Genomic DNA, 17,683 nt, shown 5'->3' on the forward strand with positions numbered 1-17,683 from the left:
GACAAATTGACCCGATAGACAAAAGGCTGACCTGCAACCGTGCCTTTTGCGTCGCGCTCTGAGAAAATGCCCGCACTTTTTTTCCGGATGCCGACATGACTGCCCTGAAGAACGACCGTTTCCTTCGCGCCCTGCTCAAGCAACCCGTAGACGTCACCCCTGTGTGGATGATGCGTCAGGCCGGTCGCTACCTGCCTGAATACCGCGCCAGCCGTGCCAAGGCCGGCGACTTCATGAGCTTGTGCATGAATCCGGCGTTCGCCTGCGAAGTCACGATGCAACCGCTCGACCGCTACCCGCAACTGGATGCGGCGATCCTCTTCTCCGATATCCTGACCATCCCCGATGCCATGGGCCAAGGCCTGTACTTCGAAACCGGCGAAGGTCCGCGTTTCAAGAAAGTCGTCAGCACCCTGGCCGACATCGAAGCCTTGCCGATTCCCGATCCGCACAAAGACCTCGGCTACGTCATGGACGCGGTCAGCACCATCCGCCGCGAACTGAACGGCCGCGTGCCGCTGATCGGCTTTGCCGGCAGCCCATGGACCCTGGCCACCTACATGGTCGAAGGCGGCTCGTCGAAAGACTACCGCAAGACCAAAACCATGCTCTACGACAACCCGCAAGCCTTGCACCTGCTGCTGGACAAGCTCGCGCAGACGGTCACCAGCTACCTCAACGGCCAGATCATGGCCGGTGCGCAAGCGGTACAGATCTTCGACAGTTGGGGCGGTGCCCTCTCGGCGGCGGCTTACCAGGAATTCTCCCTGGCCTACATGAAGAAAATTGTCAGCGGCCTGATCCGCGAACACGAAGGTCGCAAGGTGCCGGTCATCCTGTTCACCAAGAACGGTGGCCTGTGGCTGGAGAGCATCGCCGATGCCGGCGCCGACGCACTGGGCCTGGACTGGACCTGCGACATCGGCAGTGCCCGCGCCCGCGTGGGTGACAAAGTCGCGTTGCAAGGCAACATGGACCCGACCGTGCTCTACGCAAAACCGGAAGCCATCCGTACCGAAGTCGGGCGCATCCTTGCCAGCTATGGCAAAGGCAGTGGCCACGTGTTCAACCTTGGCCATGGCATCACCCCGGAAGTCGATCCGGAGCATGCTGGCGCCTTCTTGCGTGCCGTGCATGAGTTGTCGGCGCAGTATCACGAGTGATAGCTGCCCAATAAAAAACGCCCGGTAAAAAATGTGGGAGCGAGCCTGCTCGCGAAAGCGGTGGAACAGTCAGCAAATGTTTGGCTGACACTCCGCAATCGCGAGCAGGCTTGCTCCCACATTGGTTTGGGTCAGACTTTGACGCCACCCAGCAGCGGCAGCTTCGCCAGCTTCAACGCCACCAGCAACGCAATCACCAGCAGCGTGCCGATGAACAGCCCGATCCCGTTCCATCCACCCAAATGCCAGAACACGCCACCCATCGTACCGGCGATGCTCCCCCCGGCGTAATAGCTGAACAGGTACAAGGACGATGCCTGCCCCTTGGCCCGGGTGGCGCGGCGACCGATCCAGCTGCTGGCCACCGAATGGGCGCCGAAAAAACCGAAGGTGAACACCAACATGCCGATGATCACCAGCGGCAATGGCGTGAACATCGTCAGGGCGAGGCCACCAATCATCAGCGCGATGGTGCTCCAGAGCACTTTACGGCGGCCGAGTTTGTCGGCCAGCGAGCCGATTTTCGCCGAGCTGTAGATGCCCGACAGGTACACCACCGACAGCAACCCGACGAACGCCTGTTCCATATGGTACGGCGCGGCCAGCAGGCGATAGCCGATGTAGTTGAACAGCGTGACGAACGCGCCCATCAACACAAAGGCTTCGAGGAACAACAGCGGCAACCCGGCGTCGCGAAAGTGCATGGTGAAACCGTCGAGCAAGCTGCGCGGGTGCAGCGAGCGGGCGCGGAAGTTGCGCGACTCGGGGAGAATTTTCCAAAACACCGCCGCGGCAATCAACGCCAGGCCACCGATCACCAGCATCGCCGTGTGCCAGCTGACGAAGTCGATCAACACTCCGGTGATCAAGCGTCCGCTCATTCCGCCAATAGCGTTGCCGCCGATGTACAAACCCATGGCGAGGCCGATGTGCTGTGGGTGAATCTCTTCGCTCAAATAAGTCATTGCAACTGCTGCCAGGCCGCTCAGCGACAACCCGATCAGCGCGCGCATCAGCAGCACACCGTGCCAGCTCGGCATCATCGCACTGGCCATGGTGCACAGCGCGGCGGCGAACAGGGCCGCCACCATCACCGGCTTACGCCCGATACGGTCGGAAATCGGGCCAGTGATCAGCAGGCCAATGGCGAGCATGCCGGTGGCGATCGACAGGATCAGGCTGCTCTGTGCCGCGTTGATGGAATACTCGTGGGACAGCAGCGGCATCATCGGCTGCACGCAGTAGAGCAGGGCAAAAGTCGCGAAGCCGCCGCAGAACAACGCCAGCACCGTGCGCATGAACGCCGGCGTACCTTTTTCGATGTAGATTTCCGCCAACTCAACAGCGATAGCACCCGGCGCGGCGGGTGGAACTTCATGGGCGAGTGGGGCAACAACAGTTTTCACAGGGACCTCGGAGGACGCAGCCGGTCAGGCAATGAAAAAAAGCATATAGCTGGCTAATGATTCAATCCAATATATTGTTCGACCTGTTTGATAGCTTTTACGACCTAATGAGGTTTCCATGGAATTGCGTCATCTGCGCTACTTCATCGCCGTCGCCGAAGAACTGCACTTCGGCCGCGCTGCACAGGTGCTGGGCATCTCGCAGCCGCCGCTGAGCCAGCAAATTCAAGCGCTGGAACAGGAAGTCGGCGCACGGCTTTTTGAACGTACCAATCGTCGGGTCGAACTGAGCGAAGCCGGTCGGCTGTTCCTCGAAGAGGCGCGATTGGCGCTGGCGCAGGTCGCCAAAGCGGCGGATGTCGCGAGGCGGGCACAGTTGGGCGAGTTGGGCGAACTGAAAATCGGCTTCACCTCGTCGGCACCCTTCAACTCGACCATTCCCCAGGCGATTTTCTCTTTCCGCCAGCGCTTCCCGGCCGTGCACCTGAATCTGCGGGAAATGAGCAGCACCCAGGTGGCCGATGCGCTGGTGGACGAGTCGATTGAAGTCGGCATCATGCGCCCGCTCGGGTTGCCGGACAGTCTCAGCGTGGTCGAATTGATGCGCGAGCCGCTGGTCGCGGTCCTCAGCTCCAAACATCCGCTGGTCAACGGCAGTGAAGAGGGCCTGTTTCTGTCAGCCCTGGCCCTCGAACCTTTCGTCTTTTTCCCACGCAGTTACGGCAGCGGTCTGTATGCACAGCTGCTCAGCCTGGCGCGGGACGCCGGTTTCAGCCCGCACTTCGCCCAAGAGGCCGGTGAGGCCATGACCATCATTGGCTTGGTCGCGGCGGGGCTCGGGGTTTCGGTAATGCCGGCGTCATATCAGCGGATGCGCATCGACGGTGTGGTCTATCGACCCTTGCTGGATCCGGCGGCGGTGTCGGCGGTGTGGCTGGTGCAGCGCAAGGATCAGAAGTCGGCGATGGCGCGGGCGTTTGTGGAGTTGTTGACGAGGAAGGTGGAACCGTTACAGGCGTGACTGCTGCGCAGTCAATCGCGAGCATGCTCGCTCCTACAGTGTTCAGCGCTGTGCACACCCTGCTTGCCACACCACGGAACCCTGTAGGAGCTGGCTTGCCAGCGAAGGCGTCCGCAAGTACTCCCAAAAGACCCTCTGCATGCCAACCTGGCGGGAAAATTCACCCCCTCCTGTGGGACATTTCCGAAATCCTTCCCAAAAGCTACAGCGTCTTGCGGCGCTGCCTACAGCTACTCCAGAATCCGCCGGCTTGTGCGCTTTTGGGGCTGTCGGTAGCTTGATTCGCGTCACTGATTGTCAGTGATCGGGTTTAGCAGCCCGTGTCCACAATGAAGCGCATTGGCGCTCCTGATAGGCAGGTATGTTCATACCTGCCCTTGACGGTGGCTGTGCGCAGGGCGCCATCTGGCGCGCCGGTTTCATCGTGGCCCGGTCTGCTAACCTGCGTACAGCTGCCACCCTTTTGGTCAGTAGCAATTTGGTGTGGCCGCCACTTTCAGGACGCTGAATCATGACCAATGCGCCAAACCCACCGGATACCGATCCGGACGTGCCACACCCACCCAGCCCCCTATTCCTCATCGCCCCCGATATCGACAACCACACCCTGCTGGAATACGCCTGCGTGTCGCTAGCCTCGGCAAACGTCATGGCAAGTAACTTCGCCAGAGACCTGAAGGGCTCACAGGGCCACACACTGCTGGGGATCCAGCAGTCGATCATGCTGGGGGAAATGGCGGTGAATCGGGTGCTGGATAATCTTGATCCGCCCTGATCACCGTACCGCAAAAACAAAAGATCGCAGCCTGCGGCAGCTCCTACACCAATCACTGTAGGAGCTGCCGAAGGCTGCGATCTTTTGGCTTAAATTACGACCAGCGCTTGAATATCAGCGAAGTATTCACCCCGCCAAACGCAAAATTATTATTCATCACGTACTGGTTGCTCATCTGCCGAAACTCGCCGCGCAGGTAGTCGAGTTTGCCGCAGTGCGGGTCGACATTGTCGAGGTTGAAGGTGTGGGCGTAGAGGTCGCGGTTCATCATTTCGATGCTGAACCACGACTCCAGCGCACCGCAGGCGCCGAGGGTGTGGCCGAGGAAGCTTTTCTGCGAGCTGATCGGCATGTGTTCGCCGAACAGGCTGCTGGTGGCCAGGGTTTCGGCGATGTCGCCCTGCTCGGTGGCAGTGCCGTGGCCGTTGACGTAGCCGATGTCGGAAGGTGCAAGTCCGGCATCTTCCAGGGCCAGTTCCATGGCCCGACGCATGGTGATCTGTTCGGGGCGGGTGGTGTGCTGGCCGTCGGCGTTGCTGCCGAAACCAACGATCTCGGCATGGATGCGCGCGCCACGGGCCAAGGCGTGTTCCAGTTCTTCGAGCACCAGCATGCCACCGCCTTCACCTATCACCAGGCCGTCGCGTGCGGTGTCGTATGGGCGGGGGCTGCGTTGCGGGGTGTCGTTTTTCAGGCTGGTGGCGTAGAGCGCGTCGAAGACCATGGCCTCGGTCGGGCACAGCTCCTCGGCACCGCCGGCGAGCATCAGCGGCAAGCGGCCGAACTTGATCGCCTCGTAGGCATAGCCGATGCCCTGGCTGCCGCTGGTACAGGCGCTGGACGTCGGGATCAGGCGCCCGGTGAGGCCGAAGAAGATGCTGATGTTCGCCGCCGTGGTGTGCGGCATCATCCGCACATAGGAATTGGCGTTCAGCCCCTCGGCCACCGAGTTGAGCAGCATGTTGCCGAAGGCCTTGATCTCGTCGGTGCTGCCGGTGGAGGAGCCGCAGGCGACGCCCATGCGTCCGTCCTTGATTGATTCGTCACCCAATAATCCGGCGTCGGCCAGTGCCAGTTCCGACGCGCCAACGGCCAGCCGTGATACCCGGCCCATGCTGCGCAGTTGTTTACGGGTCCAGTGACTCGGGACCTTGAAGTCATCGATGGGGCCGGCCAGGCGTGTGTTGAGTTCGGTGAAGCGGTCCCACTCGTCCATCCGGCGGATACCGCTGCGGTTGGCCACGAAGTTGCCGGCGATGGTCTCCCAATCGCTGCCCAGTGAGGTGATGCCGGCCATGCCGGTGACGACGACGCGCTTCATCAGCACAGGCCTCCGTTGACGGCCAGAACCTGCCGGGTAATGTACGAAGCTTCCGCCGACATCAGGAAATTCACCGCACCGGCTACCTCCTCAGGGGTGCCCATGCGTTGTGCGGGGATCATTTTCATCAGCTCTTCCACCGGCACGTTTTCATCGAGCATGGCTGTGTCGATCAGGCCGGGTGCGACACAGTTAACGGTGATTTTGCGCTTGCCCAGCTCGATCGCCAATGCTTTCGCGGCGCCGATCAGTCCGGCCTTGGAGGCGCTGTAGTTGACCTGGCCACGGTTGCCGATCAAGCCGGACACCGAGGTGATGCAGACGATCCGCCCCGGCGCACGACGGCGAATCATCGGCATCATCACCGGGTGCAGCACGTTGTAGAAACCATCGAGGTTGGTGCGCATCACCACGTCCCAATCATCCTCGCTCAGCGCCGCAAAAGCACCGTCGCGGGTCAGGCCGGCGTTGAGCACCACGCCGTAATAAGCACCGTGGGTTTCCACATCGGCTTCAAGGATGGCTTTGCAGCTGGCGCGGTCGGACACGTCGAATTGCAGGATGCGCGCATTGCGCCCCAGGGCTTCGATTTCGACTTTGACGGCTTGCGCATCGGCCAGGCCGCTACGGCAATGCAGCACGATGTCATGCCCGGCCTGGGCCAGGCGCAATGCGATGGCGCGGCCGATACCACGGCTGGAACCGGTGACCAATACGGATTCAGTCATCACTGGATTCCTGGGATTCATGAAGATATTGAGCCGCGTGGGGCGGGCGGTATACGTTCAGACGCGCCGTCACGTGAATGCCCGTACCGTTGATATGGCATTCGAACACGCCCATGCCGTTGTCGTCTTCCAGGGAACGGATGCCATGGATGGTCAGCTCGGTGCCCGCCGGGAAGCTTTCGACGTTGCTCTCGAATTTGCGGCTGCCGAGCAGGAAGCCCAATTCCACGTCATCCCCGCGCTGGCGCGCATGGCAACCGGCGAAGGCGGCGACGCTCTGGGCCATCAATTCAATGCCGACCCAGGCCGGCAGGCTACCGTCGGGACGGCTGAACAGTCCATCGGGTCTGACGGTGAGGCGGGTATGAATCTGCTCTTCATCGAACGCCAGGATCTGCTCGATGAAGATCATGTCGCCGGCGTGTGGCAGCAGTTCGGCGAGCGGCCAGTCAATCATGGTGCGTCTCCGATAATCAGGCTGACATTGTTGCCCCCAAAGGCAAAGGAATTGCTCATCAGGTAGCGTGGAGCAATGGACGCCAGGCGAGCGGCCGGGGTCACCCAATTCAGCGCGGGTAACTGGGGGTCCGGTTGGCCATCCCAGACATGCGGTGGCAGGGCATGATCGACATTGACCGGGCTCAGGCTCAACCAGCAGAACGCGGCCTCCAGGGCACCCGCGGCGCCGAGGGTGTGGCCGGTCATGGGTTTAGTGGAAGAACAGGGTACGCCTTCAGGGAAGAGCGTCGCGACAGCCTGGCTTTCCATGGCGTCGTTGTGCTGGGTGGCCGTGCCGTGAAGGTTCAGGTAATTGATCTGCTGCGGGTTCAGGTGCGCACGGCTCAAGGCTTTGTTCATGGCCTGCAAGGCGCCACGGCCGGTGGGCTCGGGGGCGGAAATGTGGTGTGCATCGGAACTGGCGCCGCTGCCGAGCAAGGCTATCGATGGAGCGTTGTCCGCCTGTCGGCTCATCACAAACAACGCAGCTGCCTCACCGATGTTGATGCCGTTGCGGTTCACCGAGAACGGATTGCAGCGTTGCCCCGAGACCGCTTCCAGTGCCGAAAAACCATTGAGCGTCAGCTTGCACAGGGTATCGACACCTCCGCACAACACCGCATCGCACACGCCCAGATCCAGTAGGCGCTGGGCGCTCATCAATGCACGGGCGCTGGAGGTGCATGCCGTGGAAATGACGTAGGCCGGACCGCTCAGTTGCAGCCAGTCGGCGAGAAAATTCGCCGGGGCCGCGAGTTCCTGCTGCTGGTAGTCATATTCGGCGGGGAAGTGTTTTTCGCGGATGTAATGGGTCAGGCCCTGGCTGGCCTCGTCGATACCCGAGGTGCTGGTGCCCAGCACCACACCGACACGGTGGCGACCGTAGGTCTGGATCACGCTATCGATGTCCTGACGGATTTGCAGCGCAGCTTCCAGCAACAGCTGATTGTTGCGGCTACGATGCAGCGACATGTCGTCTGGAATCGCCGCCAACTCACCGCGGACTGCACCGACCGGCAATGACCGCTCGCGTACCCGCACAGCGTCGTCGACCATGCCGGAGCAATCGCCAGCAAACAGGTTTCGGGTGACTTCCTGTTTGTCGCGACCCAGGGCGCAGACCACCCCGAGGGCATTGAGGTAGGCGGTCATGGCGCGTCACCACTCAGTGGAGTGACTTGGTAGGTCGGACCTTTCGGTAGCTGCAATTGAAAATTCTGTGGTTGTGTGTAGCGGATGTCCCAGCGTTCGGGGAGGGACCGTTGTGTGCCGTGCTGCCAGGCCCCAGGATAGTTGGCGACGAGTTCATCTTTGGGCGTCAGCGCAAACAGCAACGCGGCGAACAGCTCCCGGGCTTGCGGATTGGGTGGCAAAAAACCATCGGATTGCCAGTGTTTATCGATCAGTTTCTGGCGTGCTTGGGGAATGCCCAACAGGTCCATCATCGACCAGCGAATGCCTTGGTCTTCACGCTGGATCACCAGCACCCAATCCTGGCGCTGGTCATCCTGCAAGCGCTGGATGTGCAGTTGCATTGGAAGCGCAAGATTGGGGTTTTGCTCGGGCAGCGGAGCGCGACTGGCGCAAGCACTCAGCAACAGGGCAGCGGCCACTGGCAGCAATCGCACAAAGCCTGCTGGCCAACGGGCTTGGCTCCCGGAGCGGCCCTGGCTGTCGCTGAAGACGCTCATGTCGCCTCTCTTGCACAGAGTTCTGAAATGACCTTCAACCGTCGCTTGGCTTCGCTGACGAACGGGTTGCGTTCGTCCCAGGCATATCCGGCGAGAATGGAGCAGATCATCCGGCGGATTTCCGGCGAGCCGCCCTCGTGGTAGATGACGTCCTGGAAGGTCCCGGTGTACCAGCCTTCGACGTAGCAGCGGAAGGTGTCGACGCCGCGCTTGAGTGGATCGGCGAATTCGCTCTGCCAGTCGACGCAATCACCTTGCAGCTGGCGGTGCAGCACAGCGGCGGCCATGCTGGCCGAACGCATGGCGATGGTGACGCCGGAGGAGAAGACCGGGTCAAGGAACTCCGCCGCATTGCCCAGCAGGGCAAAACCGGGACCGTGCAAGGATTTGACGTTGGCTGAATAACCGCCAATGGTCCGGGCTTCGGTGTCCCACACGGCGTTGCCCATCACGCCGGCCAGGCTTGGCGTTTCGGCGATGAATCCGCGCAGGCAGTCGTCCAGGTTGTCGGTGCGACCTTCAAAGTGTTCCTGGGCGGCGACCACACCGACCGAACTGCGTCCATTGCTGAACGGAATGGTCCAGAACCAGACATCGCGTTTTGTCGGGTGGGTTGTAATGAGAATCTTGGTCCGGTCGAAATTCGGGTTGTCGATGCAGTCTTCGACGTGGGTGAACACGGCTTGGCGCACCGGGAAGTTGGACGGCGCCTCAAGGTCGAGCAAACGTGGCAGGACGCGCCCGTAGCCGCTGGCATCGAGCATGAACTCGACTTCGATGCGGTATTGGCTGCCGTCTTCGCGGCGTACGTCGAGTTGCGGCTTGGCCCCACTGACATCGACGCCGACGATGGACTCGCCGTAGCGAATCTCCACGCCTTGCAGCGAGGCCTGATCGGCCAGCAACTTGTCGAAATCCGCACGCTGAACCTGGAACGTCGTTGGTTTGCCTTGCGTAAAGGTGTCGCCAAAATCGAACGCGCTGTAGCGCTCGCCCCAGGCAAACGCGGCACCGGTTTTCACCTGGAAACCGGCGGCGTTGACGGCGTCGAGCATGCCCGCTTCTTCGACGAAATCCAGGCAGTGGGCCAACAGGCTCTCACCGATGGAAAAACGCGGAAAATGCTGACGCTCGATCACCAGCACATCGTGCCCTTTGCGTTTGAGCAGCGCGGCGGCGATGGCGCCGGAAGGGCCAGCACCGATCACTACGACCTGGCGGCGTTGCATTTCAACGGTTGGCATGAGGGCTCCTTGCCGGCGCGGCGGCTTTCAACGGGATTCGGTGCATGCCGGTCAAGGCCGGCAGCAGTGTCGCAATCAGGCCCATCAGCATCAACGCGAAGTACAGCGGCGGACTGATGAGTTGTTGTTGGAGCAGCAGGTTGAGAAAGACTATTTCGCTCAAACCGCGAATGTTCAGTAACACACTTTCTCGCCAGCGACTGGCTCCGCTGAACGAGGCGCCGGCCCAGCCGAGGCCGAGCCAGTTGCCCAGCAGTTTGCTGCTGATCGGTAACAGCAGCAATGCCGCCAGTTGTATCCAGCCAAGACTGTCCATGGCGCTGTGCACGTTGATTTGCACGATGCCGAACGTAAGGATCAGCGGAATGGCGAAGTACGTCTGCAAACGGTTCATCCACAGCAGTGGAAAAGGCAATGTCAGCGGCGCTTTCAGTGCGGCCATGATCAGGACATAACCGATGCCGAAAATCAGTGCATTGAGCTTGAAGTGCTCGGCGACCACCAGCAACGCAAAAAAACATCCGCTGTAGAGCCACGCTTGACGCAGGCCCAGCAGGCGCAGCAGCACCGGCAGGCAAGCGCCGGCCAGCGGCAACAACAAACTGCTCAGGTGCAAGCTGCCTTGGGCGATGCCGAACACGGTCCAGCAGGCGAGGTCGATGAGGATCGCGGTTTGCACCAGTCGTCGGGTAGCGGCGGGCGGGTAATCGATGTGTTGCAGGTACAGATACAACACCGGAATGGCGGTAATGGCGAACAGCAGGCCGACCGCCAATGAACTGATCCAGGGTTGTGGCGGCAATAGCCAGATCGCCGTGGCCAGTCCGCAGGCAAACGGAATGCAGAAACTCGGCAGGGCGATCTTCAGGCTCTGGCGGTCCAGTTGCAGGTCGATCACATCGCTGAGGATGTAGCCCAGCAACAGGGCGAAGCTCAGGCTGTAGAGGTTCTTCAGCCAGTCCGGCGACACCAGCGCCGCGCCGCTCAGTTGCCATTGCGGTTCGATCCAGAAGTACATCAGCAGCGGCAGGCCAAGGGTCGCCAGGAGCAACTGGCTGACAATCGGAATCAGGCCGAAATGCCGACCGACGCGAGTCGCCACGGCGAACAACGCCAAGGCCATTGCCCAGAACACAATCACCATCACGCTGGCGTCTCCGCGACGGGCGCTGCATGCGGCTGGCGACCGGCCCAAGGCGCGAGCAGGAAACTGAAGACCAGGCCCAGGCTCACCGACAGCCCGAAGTTGCTCACCGCCGGGGTGCTCGACACCGCCAACAAACCGAACGACAGCCAGGTGGTCACTGCCGCCAGCAACGTACCCAGCAGGCTCACGGCGGCGCCGCCGATCTGTTCGCGCATGAGGATGGCGTAGTCGACGCTGATCGCCGTCACCAGCAGCAGGCCGAACAGGCTGAACAGGGTTAATGGCTGCCCCAGCCAACCGAGGCTGGCCAGGCTGCACAACGCCGCGAGCAGTGGCAGCGACACGATGCGCAGCGCGCCACCGAAACCGAACGGCAGGATCAGCACCAGCACGATCAGCACACAGGAGGCCAGTTTCAGTTCGGCGGCGCTGATCTGGGTGGCGGCGAAGACGCTGTTCAACTCGCCCAGCCGATCCACCAGCACCACCCCGGGCAAATCCTCAGCCTGGACTTGCAGCAACGTCGGGTTGCTCACGCCTTGCAGGCTGACGATTGCCGCAACGCCGTCATCGGTCGGCCCCAGCCACAAGGTGCGATAAGGCTCTGCCAATGGACCGGTGAGTGCTGTGTCGATGTCTTCGGTGGGCAGCGACTGCAACGTTGCCAATTCCGCCTGGAGCGCCTCGACCGGCACACCGACATCGAGCAATGGTTGCCAGTGCTGCGGCAGTTTGTTCAACGCATCGCGCACTTGCTGCTGTTCGTTCGGGGGGCTGACCAGCTGGTTGAGCGACAGATAACCTGGAAGTTTATCCAGACCGGTCAACTGATCCAGGCGTTCGCTCAGGGCGCTTGATCGCTCGAGCAACTGCTGCTGATTGGCGGCGCGCACCAGGAAGAACTGGCTGGTGGGTTGATAGCCGGTTATTTGCGCGATGCTCCGCGCTTCGTCGGTCAACGCCTGTGGCGCACTGATCCATTGGCGGATGTCGTTCCGGCTGTCGAGTTGTAGCAGGCCGCCAACGCAGAAGGCGATCAGCAGCGCCAGTAATACCGGTGTACTGACGTGCTTGAGCAGCGCTTCACGAGAGCTCAACAGATACTCGCAAACGCGTAACGGCCATTGGGCCGGGCGCAGCTCTACACCTTTGAGCAGCGCGGGCAGCAGGCATACCGCAGACAGATAGGCGCCGAGCAGACCGGCCGCGGAGAACACGGCAATCTGGGTCAATGCCGGGAACGGCGTCCAGGCCAGGGCCAGGTAGCCGATGGCGCTGGTGATCAGGCTCAGGGTCAACCCAGGCAAGGTCAGGCGCAGAGCCGGCCAACTGTGCCAGGGTTTCAGGCTCCAGCTCTTGGACAGGTAATGCAGCGGGTAATCGACGGCGACGCCGATCAGGCTTGAGCCCAATACCAGTGTCATGACGTGCATGTGGCCGAACAGTGCCACGCAGGCCACCGCTCCGAAAAGCATGCCAACCAGCACCGGAATGAATGCCAGCAACACGCGCCAACGTCGGAAAGCCAGCAGCAGCAACAGCAGGATCCCGACAGTGGCGCCACCGCCGACCCAGGTTATCTCTCGCGAAGCCTGTCGCTGTCCGCTGGCTGCGTACAGCAAACCGCTGGCGGCGAGCAGTTGCACGTCGGCCTGGGCGGCTTTTTCTCGGCTTTGCTGGAGCAGGTCGGCCACTCGCAGCGGAAGGTTCAGGTCGAAGGCATTGCCGGTGGTGAGTGCCCGCAGTAGCACCCAACTCTTGCCGTCGGCATCGGCGATCAAGGCGCCGCTGCCAATGTCGAGCTGTACCGAGCCGCGTTGTGGCTGGCTATTCTGGATGCGCCCGGTCAGGCCCAGCCAGTCATCCTGGCTCGGCACCAGGGTGAAACCGCTGAAGGGATCAAACAGCGCCTGCACCCGCTGCTGGATAAAAACGTCAGGGTGTTCGACCAGTTGCTGACGATCCTCGGTCGAGAGCATCGCCAGACGGCCTTGCAGCAATTGTGTGCGCAGTGCCGGAAGATCAGCCTGCAGGTTCCACTGGACCTTTTCGAACAGGCCACTGGCCTGCCACTGATCGCCCAGTTGCTGTGCCATGGCGATGGCTTTCTCACGACTGTTATGGCCAACCAGTAACAGCATCTGACGGTTCAACGGCTCTTGCATGCGTTGTTCGGCGCGCTGTTCCAATGCGTCCGGCGCCGTGCCCGGCACCAGTTCCATCAGGTTGGCCGACAGCGGCGCGGCGTCACGCCATTGCCAGCCGGCGAGCGCCAGCACCGCCAGCAGCAGGAGAAGAAACAGCCACGGCAGCTTGCGTTCACTCGGCAAAGTCATGTTGCTCCGCGTCGCTCAGGGGTTGGGTGCTGGTGCTGTCCTGCATGCGCAACAAGGTACTGTCGCCCTGGGTTTCGAGCAGTTCGATGCTGTGCACCAGATCGCTGCCGGCGATATTGATCTGATTGAACACTTGCTTGAGCAGCAGCGAGCGTGGCACCAGTGTCAATTGCCAGTTCTGTGCGTCGCCGCTCAGGGACAGTTCGAAATCTCGTTGCAGCCCACTGCTGTCGCCTTGCAGCACGGCGAGGAACAGACGGTTCTGCTCGGTGCCGGCGCTCTTGCCCGGCAGCATCTGCCAACCATGGACATCACGCCGGGCAATGCCTTGGGCGGTGATGCGGTAATCCTGTTGCAGCGGCGTTTTCAGCAGCCATAACAATCCGTGTTTTTTCGCCAGGACGAAGGTGCCCTTGCTGGTCAGCGGCTGGGGGAGGGCACGCAGGTGCTTTTCCTGGATGAAGTTGCCGTGGATGACATCGGGCCTGGCCAGTTGATCGCTCAGCTGTTGCAGGTCGAATGCGTGGGCCAGCCCAGGAATACCCAGCAACACGCAGAACACTGTAGGAGCGAGCTTGCTCGCGAAAGACCTGAGAGCGCCGCGCAGTGTCAGGTGCCCAGCGTCATCGTTAACGACCATCGCGAGCAAGCTTGCTCCTACAGGGGAACGGGGGGCGCAGAACTTCATGGCAGGGCCCTCTCAACCGCGTCAGTGAACACCTTGGGCGAAGCCAGTTGCATTTCGCGGCTGGAGATCTCGACGGCAACCTGGACCGAGACGGCACGGGTCAGGCGTTCGCCGGTGTTTTGGTCAGTGATCAGGTAATTGATCTTCAGCCTGTTTTCCCACTCCACCAGATTGGCGCGCACGTTGAGCTTCTGGCCGAATACGGCACCGCGCACGTAGCGTAATTGCAGGTCGATCACCGGCCAGGCGTAGCCCGAGTCGTTCATCGCCGTGTAGTTATGGCCGATTCGGTCCAGCAGCGCACACCGTGCGACTTCCAGGTATTTCACATAATGGCCGTGCCAGACCACGTGCATGCTGTCGACGTCGAAAAACGGCACGAGGATTTCCGTGTCGGTGTGAAGCACTCCCTTGCTACGCATGCAGCCTCCAGTGTTGTTCGGCGATACGTTGCAGGCACAGGCGCAATTCGCCTTCGAGCGCACGGTCTTCGATGACCGGCGGGAAATCTTTGCCCAAGGCCTCGTGCATGGCGGCGAGGGCGGGTGGCAGCGGTCGGGCGTCTTCGGCCTGACCGCGCAGCCAGACACCCTGATTGGCCGCCAGTAATGTTGCGGCAGCGACCTGTTCGGTCAGCTCCAGCACGCGGATGGCGTCGCGGGCAGCGATGGTGCCCATGCTCACCTTGTCCTGGTTGTGGCACTCGGTGGAGCGCGAGAACACGCTTGCCGGCATGGTGTTCTTCAACGCTTCGGCGGTCCAGGCACTGGTGCCGATCTGTACGGCTTTGAAGCCATGGTTAAGCATCGCCCGTTCGGCGCTGGCGCCGGACAGGTTGCTCGGCAAGCCGTGGTTGTAACGCTCGTCCACCAGCAGCGCGAGCTGCCGGTCCAGCAGATCGGCGACGTTGGCCACGAGGTTTTTCAGGCTGTCCATGGCGAACGCGATGTGCCCGCCGTAGAAGTGCCCACCGTGCAAAACCCGCTCGGCTTCGGCGTCGATGATCGGGTTGTCGTTGGCGCTGTTGAGTTCGATTTCAATGAACGAACGCAGCCAGTTCAGACTGTCGGCCAACACGCCGAGCACATGGGGTGCGCAACGCAGGGAGTAACGATCCTGTAGGCGGTGCAGTGGTGCGGTCGGTGCGTCGATGGCCAGATCCTTGCGCAACCAGGTGGCGACTTGCATCTGTCCCGGGTGCGGTTTGGCCGCGAACAGGCGCTCGTCGAAATGCTCGGGGTTGCCTTGCAGGGCGACCACGTTCAGCGCCGTTATACGTGTGGCCAGTTGCAGCAGATAATCGGCGCGGGCGAAAGCCAGGCAGGCGAGGCCGGTCATCACGGCGGTGCCGTTCATCAATGCCAGCGCTTCTTTCGGGCGCAGCACCAGCGGTTGCCAGCCGAGTTCGCGGTGCACATCGGCGGCTTGCCAGCGTTCGCCACGGAACATCACTTCGCGTTCGCCGGACAAGGTCGCGGCGACGTACGACAACGGCGTCAGATCGCCGCTGGCACCCACCGAGCCTTCTTCCGGAATCAGCGGCAGAATGTCGTGTTCAAGGAACGCTTGCAGCCGCTCCAGCAGTTCCACGCGCACCCCGGACACGCCGTGGCACAGCGACTGCAAACGCGCCGCCAACACAGCGCGGGTGGCTTGCGCATCGAGCAACTTGCCCAGTCCGCAACCGTGAAAAGTGTACAGATGACGCGGCAGCGCCTCGACGTGATGCAGTGGCACCGCAACCACGCACGAATCGCCGTAGCCGGTGGTCACGCCATAGATCACACCTTCCTTGTCCAGCAGGGAATCGAGGAATCGCGCACCCTTGGCGATGCGCTCGCGGTACGCGGGATCGCTTTGCAACTGCGTTGGCACCTTGCGGTTGGCCAGGGCCAGCACATCTTCGATGCGCAAAGGGCGTTCGCCGAAGATTACCGGCTCAAGCGTTGGCGTCGTCATCGGTCTTCCAGAAAGGATAAAAGTTGAACCATTGTTGGGGCGCTTCGAGACAATAGTGGCTCAGGCGTTCGGCATAGCGCGAAGCCCACTGATGAATGACCTGCTCTCGGTCGCTGCGTTTCCAGATGATCGCCTGCGCGAACGGTTCTATCGTCAGGCGATAGCCACCGTCGGGCTTCTTCAGGCACATCAGCAGATTGACCGGGCATTTCAACAGACCGGCCAACAGCCACGGGCCCTGGGGGAATTTTGCCGGGTGACCGAGGAAGCCCACGGTTACGCTGCGCCCGCCATGCAAAGGCACGCGGTCGCCGGCAATCGCCAACCATTCGCCGCGCTCCAGGCGTTCGTGCAGTTGCAGCATGATGACCGGGTCCAGTTCGCTGACCTGAATCAGGCGCAAATGGGTCGCCCCGGCTTCGCCCAGCAAACGGTTGAACTGCTCGGCGTGCTTGGTGTGCACCAGTACGTTCATCGTGACCTTTTCACCGATCTCTGCCAGCGCACGGCAGACTTCCAGGTTGCCAAGGTGCGCGCCGACCAACATCTGCCCGCGTGTACCGCGCAACTGATTACGCAGGAGCGCCGGGTCGATGATTTCGATCTGCTCGATGCTCAACTTGCCGTTCCACACGTCAAGCTTGTCGAGCATGGAATCGGCGAAGGCCATGAACTGGCCGAACACGCGCCAATGGCTCGGCCGCAACTCTCTGCGACCGCTCCAGTCGGCGAGCCGTTGCTGGTATTGCCAGGCACTGTGGCGGGCGCTTCGTCCGAACAGGAAAAAGTACAAGACGATGCCGTACAGCAGCGGGCTCAACAGTCGGCGACCGAGGACCCTGGCGCCAAACGCGGTGAGCTTCATCAGCCAGAAGCTTCCGCGTTCTTCGCGGTCAGCCCAATGCTGCTTGTCTGGTGTCATGGTCGCCACCGGCGCCAGAGGATCATCGGCGAACGCAACAACATGCCGAAGAACAACCGCGTGTGCATGCTTGAAATCAGCACGTTGTCGTGGAACATCCGAAAGTGTGAGACACCGTCCAAAGGGTAATGGACCTTGGTTTGCAGCCACTGCATTGGCTGATTGCGCCAGGCCAGGCGCACCAGAATGTCAGAGTCGAAATCCATGCGTTTGCCGATCCTCGCCGACTCGATCAGTTCAAGCACTGGAGGCAACGGGTAAACCCGAAACCCGCACATGGAATCGCGGATCTGCAGCGACAGGGTGTTTATCCAGACCATGACGTGGGTCAGGTAGCGGGCGTACAAACGGCCTTTTGGCACGCTGTCGTCGTATTGCGGGTAGCCGCAGATGACCGCTTGCGGGTGGGCGCGTGACAGTTCGATAAACCGTTGCACGTCTTGCAGATCGTGCTGGCCGTCGGCGTCCACTTGCAGGGCATGGCTGAAACCCAGGCGCGAGGCTTCACGCAGCCCGGTCATCACCGCGGCGCCCTTGCCCTGATTGGTGGCCAGGCGGATCAGGTACACCATCTCGCGCCGGGCCAATCGATCGAGCACCCGGGCACAGGCCGGGCTGCTGGCATCGTCCACCAGAATGCAGGGCAGGTTGCAGGCGATCAGTGCATCGACCACCGTGGTGATGGCGGTTTCGTGGTTGTAGACCGGGATGACGGCGCAGGGGCTATGCATGGACCGAAACCTCTACAACACTTTTGTGGCGAGGGAGCTTGCTCCCGTTCGAG

General features: G+C 61.5%; 17 protein-coding genes. 3 read left to right on the forward strand and 14 right to left on the reverse strand.

All coding sequences use genetic code 11. The features are described 5' to 3' along the window. The first annotated feature begins 95 nt into the window (after positions 1-95). Entirely contained in the window at positions 96-1,163 is a 1,068-nt protein-coding gene (gene hemE / locus AD668_RS01120) for a uroporphyrinogen decarboxylase (RefSeq protein ID WP_053153412.1), read from the forward strand. 131 nt (positions 1,164-1,294) lie between these two features. Here hemE and AD668_RS01125 read toward each other — a convergent pair whose 3' ends face one another. After that, positions 1,295-2,569, reverse strand: a complete 1,275-nt coding sequence (locus tag AD668_RS01125; RefSeq protein WP_053153415.1) for an MFS transporter — start codon at positions 2,567-2,569, stop codon at positions 1,295-1,297. Positions 2,570-2,687: 118 nt separating this feature from the next. On the opposite strand from AD668_RS01125, the gene AD668_RS01130 reads away from it, so the two are divergent. Beyond that, positions 2,688-3,590: a LysR family transcriptional regulator gene (locus AD668_RS01130; RefSeq protein ID WP_053153418.1), complete on the forward strand. Its 903-nt coding sequence runs from the start codon at positions 2,688-2,690 to the stop codon at positions 3,588-3,590. Between the two features lie 511 nt (positions 3,591-4,101). Beyond that, on the forward strand, positions 4,102-4,365 hold the full coding sequence (locus tag AD668_RS01135; protein ID WP_053153421.1) for a DUF6124 family protein: 264 nt from the start codon (positions 4,102-4,104) through the stop codon (positions 4,363-4,365). Between the two features lie 94 nt (positions 4,366-4,459). Here the strand turns inward: AD668_RS01135 and AD668_RS01140 are convergent, their stop codons facing one another. Genes AD668_RS01140 through AD668_RS01200 form a run of 13 tightly spaced genes read right to left on the reverse strand, consistent with a single transcriptional unit; the run spans position 4,460 to position 17,630 of the window. Further along, positions 4,460-5,686 (reverse strand): beta-ketoacyl-ACP synthase, encoded by a 1,227-nt coding sequence (locus AD668_RS01140; protein ID WP_053153424.1) that lies wholly within the window; start codon positions 5,684-5,686, stop codon positions 4,460-4,462. Beyond that, the gene (fabG, locus tag AD668_RS01145; RefSeq protein WP_053153431.1) at positions 5,686-6,414 is read right to left on the reverse strand and encodes a 3-oxoacyl-ACP reductase FabG; all 729 of its coding nucleotides are present in this window, start codon (positions 6,412-6,414) and stop codon (positions 5,686-5,688) included. The genes AD668_RS01140 and fabG overlap by 1 nt, the downstream gene beginning before the upstream one ends. Beyond that, entirely contained in the window at positions 6,407-6,871 is a 465-nt protein-coding gene (locus tag AD668_RS01150) for a hotdog family protein (protein WP_053153434.1), read from the reverse strand. The genes fabG and AD668_RS01150 overlap by 8 nt, the downstream gene beginning before the upstream one ends. Then, a complete protein-coding gene (locus AD668_RS01155; protein ID WP_053153437.1) occupies positions 6,868-8,064 on the reverse strand; it encodes a beta-ketoacyl-[acyl-carrier-protein] synthase family protein in 1,197 nt (398 codons plus the stop codon). Before AD668_RS01155 ends, AD668_RS01150 begins: the two co-directional genes overlap by 4 nt. After that, positions 8,061-8,603, reverse strand: coding sequence for a hypothetical protein (locus tag AD668_RS01160; RefSeq protein ID WP_082344398.1), 543 nt, complete (start codon positions 8,601-8,603; stop codon positions 8,061-8,063). Before AD668_RS01160 ends, AD668_RS01155 begins: the two co-directional genes overlap by 4 nt. Further along, complete coding sequence (locus AD668_RS01165; protein WP_053153442.1) at positions 8,600-9,847, reverse strand: NAD(P)/FAD-dependent oxidoreductase; 1,248 nt, start codon at positions 9,845-9,847, stop codon at positions 8,600-8,602. The genes AD668_RS01160 and AD668_RS01165 overlap by 4 nt, the downstream gene beginning before the upstream one ends. Beyond that, on the reverse strand, positions 9,834-10,991 hold the full coding sequence (locus AD668_RS01170; RefSeq protein ID WP_053153445.1) for a hypothetical protein: 1,158 nt from the start codon (positions 10,989-10,991) through the stop codon (positions 9,834-9,836). Before AD668_RS01170 ends, AD668_RS01165 begins: the two co-directional genes overlap by 14 nt. Continuing rightward, positions 10,991-13,330, reverse strand: a complete 2,340-nt coding sequence (locus tag AD668_RS01175; RefSeq protein ID WP_053153448.1) for an MMPL family transporter — start codon at positions 13,328-13,330, stop codon at positions 10,991-10,993. The genes AD668_RS01170 and AD668_RS01175 overlap by 1 nt, the downstream gene beginning before the upstream one ends. Then, on the reverse strand, positions 13,314-14,018 hold the full coding sequence (locus tag AD668_RS01180; protein WP_053153451.1) for an outer membrane lipoprotein carrier protein LolA: 705 nt from the start codon (positions 14,016-14,018) through the stop codon (positions 13,314-13,316). Before AD668_RS01180 ends, AD668_RS01175 begins: the two co-directional genes overlap by 17 nt. Continuing rightward, on the reverse strand, positions 14,015-14,440 hold the full coding sequence (locus tag AD668_RS01185) for a thioesterase family protein (RefSeq protein ID WP_053153454.1): 426 nt from the start codon (positions 14,438-14,440) through the stop codon (positions 14,015-14,017). The genes AD668_RS01180 and AD668_RS01185 overlap by 4 nt, the downstream gene beginning before the upstream one ends. Beyond that, complete coding sequence (hutH, locus tag AD668_RS01190; protein ID WP_053153457.1) at positions 14,433-15,977, reverse strand: histidine ammonia-lyase; 1,545 nt, start codon at positions 15,975-15,977, stop codon at positions 14,433-14,435. The genes AD668_RS01185 and hutH overlap by 8 nt, the downstream gene beginning before the upstream one ends. Then, the gene (locus tag AD668_RS01195; RefSeq protein ID WP_053153460.1) at positions 15,958-16,899 is read right to left on the reverse strand and encodes a glycosyl transferase; all 942 of its coding nucleotides are present in this window, start codon (positions 16,897-16,899) and stop codon (positions 15,958-15,960) included. The genes hutH and AD668_RS01195 overlap by 20 nt, the downstream gene beginning before the upstream one ends. Beyond that, positions 16,896-17,630: a glycosyltransferase family 2 protein gene (locus AD668_RS01200; RefSeq protein WP_053153463.1), complete on the reverse strand. Its 735-nt coding sequence runs from the start codon at positions 17,628-17,630 to the stop codon at positions 16,896-16,898. Before AD668_RS01200 ends, AD668_RS01195 begins: the two co-directional genes overlap by 4 nt. Positions 17,631-17,683 lie beyond the last annotated feature (53 nt).

The sequence above is a fragment of the Pseudomonas sp. P1.8 genome (assembly GCF_001269805.1).
GTDB lineage: Bacteria > Pseudomonadota > Gammaproteobacteria > Pseudomonadales > Pseudomonadaceae > Aquipseudomonas.

Coding starts and splice junctions, on each gene's coding strand:
- hemE (WP_053153412.1), top strand. CDS start 96: ATGACTGCCCTGAAGAACGACCGTTTCCTTCGCGCCCTGCTCAAGCAA.
- AD668_RS01130 (WP_053153418.1), top strand. CDS start 2,688: ATGGAATTGCGTCATCTGCGCTACTTCATCGCCGTCGCCGAAGAACTG.
- AD668_RS01135 (WP_053153421.1), top strand. CDS start 4,102: ATGACCAATGCGCCAAACCCACCGGATACCGATCCGGACGTGCCACAC.
- AD668_RS01140 (WP_053153424.1), bottom strand. CDS start 5,686: ATGAAGCGCGTCGTCGTCACCGGCATGGCCGGCATCACCTCACTGGGC.
- fabG (WP_053153431.1), bottom strand. CDS start 6,414: ATGACTGAATCCGTATTGGTCACCGGTTCCAGCCGTGGTATCGGCCGC.
- AD668_RS01150 (WP_053153434.1), bottom strand. CDS start 6,871: ATGATTGACTGGCCGCTCGCCGAACTGCTGCCACACGCCGGCGACATG.
- AD668_RS01155 (WP_053153437.1), bottom strand. CDS start 8,064: ATGACCGCCTACCTCAATGCCCTCGGGGTGGTCTGCGCCCTGGGTCGC.
- AD668_RS01160 (WP_082344398.1), bottom strand. CDS start 8,603: ATGAGCGTCTTCAGCGACAGCCAGGGCCGCTCCGGGAGCCAAGCCCGT.
- AD668_RS01165 (WP_053153442.1), bottom strand. CDS start 9,847: ATGCCAACCGTTGAAATGCAACGCCGCCAGGTCGTAGTGATCGGTGCT.
- AD668_RS01170 (WP_053153445.1), bottom strand. CDS start 10,991: ATGGTGATTGTGTTCTGGGCAATGGCCTTGGCGTTGTTCGCCGTGGCG.
- AD668_RS01175 (WP_053153448.1), bottom strand. CDS start 13,330: ATGACTTTGCCGAGTGAACGCAAGCTGCCGTGGCTGTTTCTTCTCCTG.
- AD668_RS01180 (WP_053153451.1), bottom strand. CDS start 14,018: ATGAAGTTCTGCGCCCCCCGTTCCCCTGTAGGAGCAAGCTTGCTCGCG.
- AD668_RS01185 (WP_053153454.1), bottom strand. CDS start 14,440: ATGCGTAGCAAGGGAGTGCTTCACACCGACACGGAAATCCTCGTGCCG.
- hutH (WP_053153457.1), bottom strand. CDS start 15,977: ATGACGACGCCAACGCTTGAGCCGGTAATCTTCGGCGAACGCCCTTTG.
- AD668_RS01195 (WP_053153460.1), bottom strand. CDS start 16,899: ATGACACCAGACAAGCAGCATTGGGCTGACCGCGAAGAACGCGGAAGC.
- AD668_RS01200 (WP_053153463.1), bottom strand. CDS start 17,630: ATGCATAGCCCCTGCGCCGTCATCCCGGTCTACAACCACGAAACCGCC.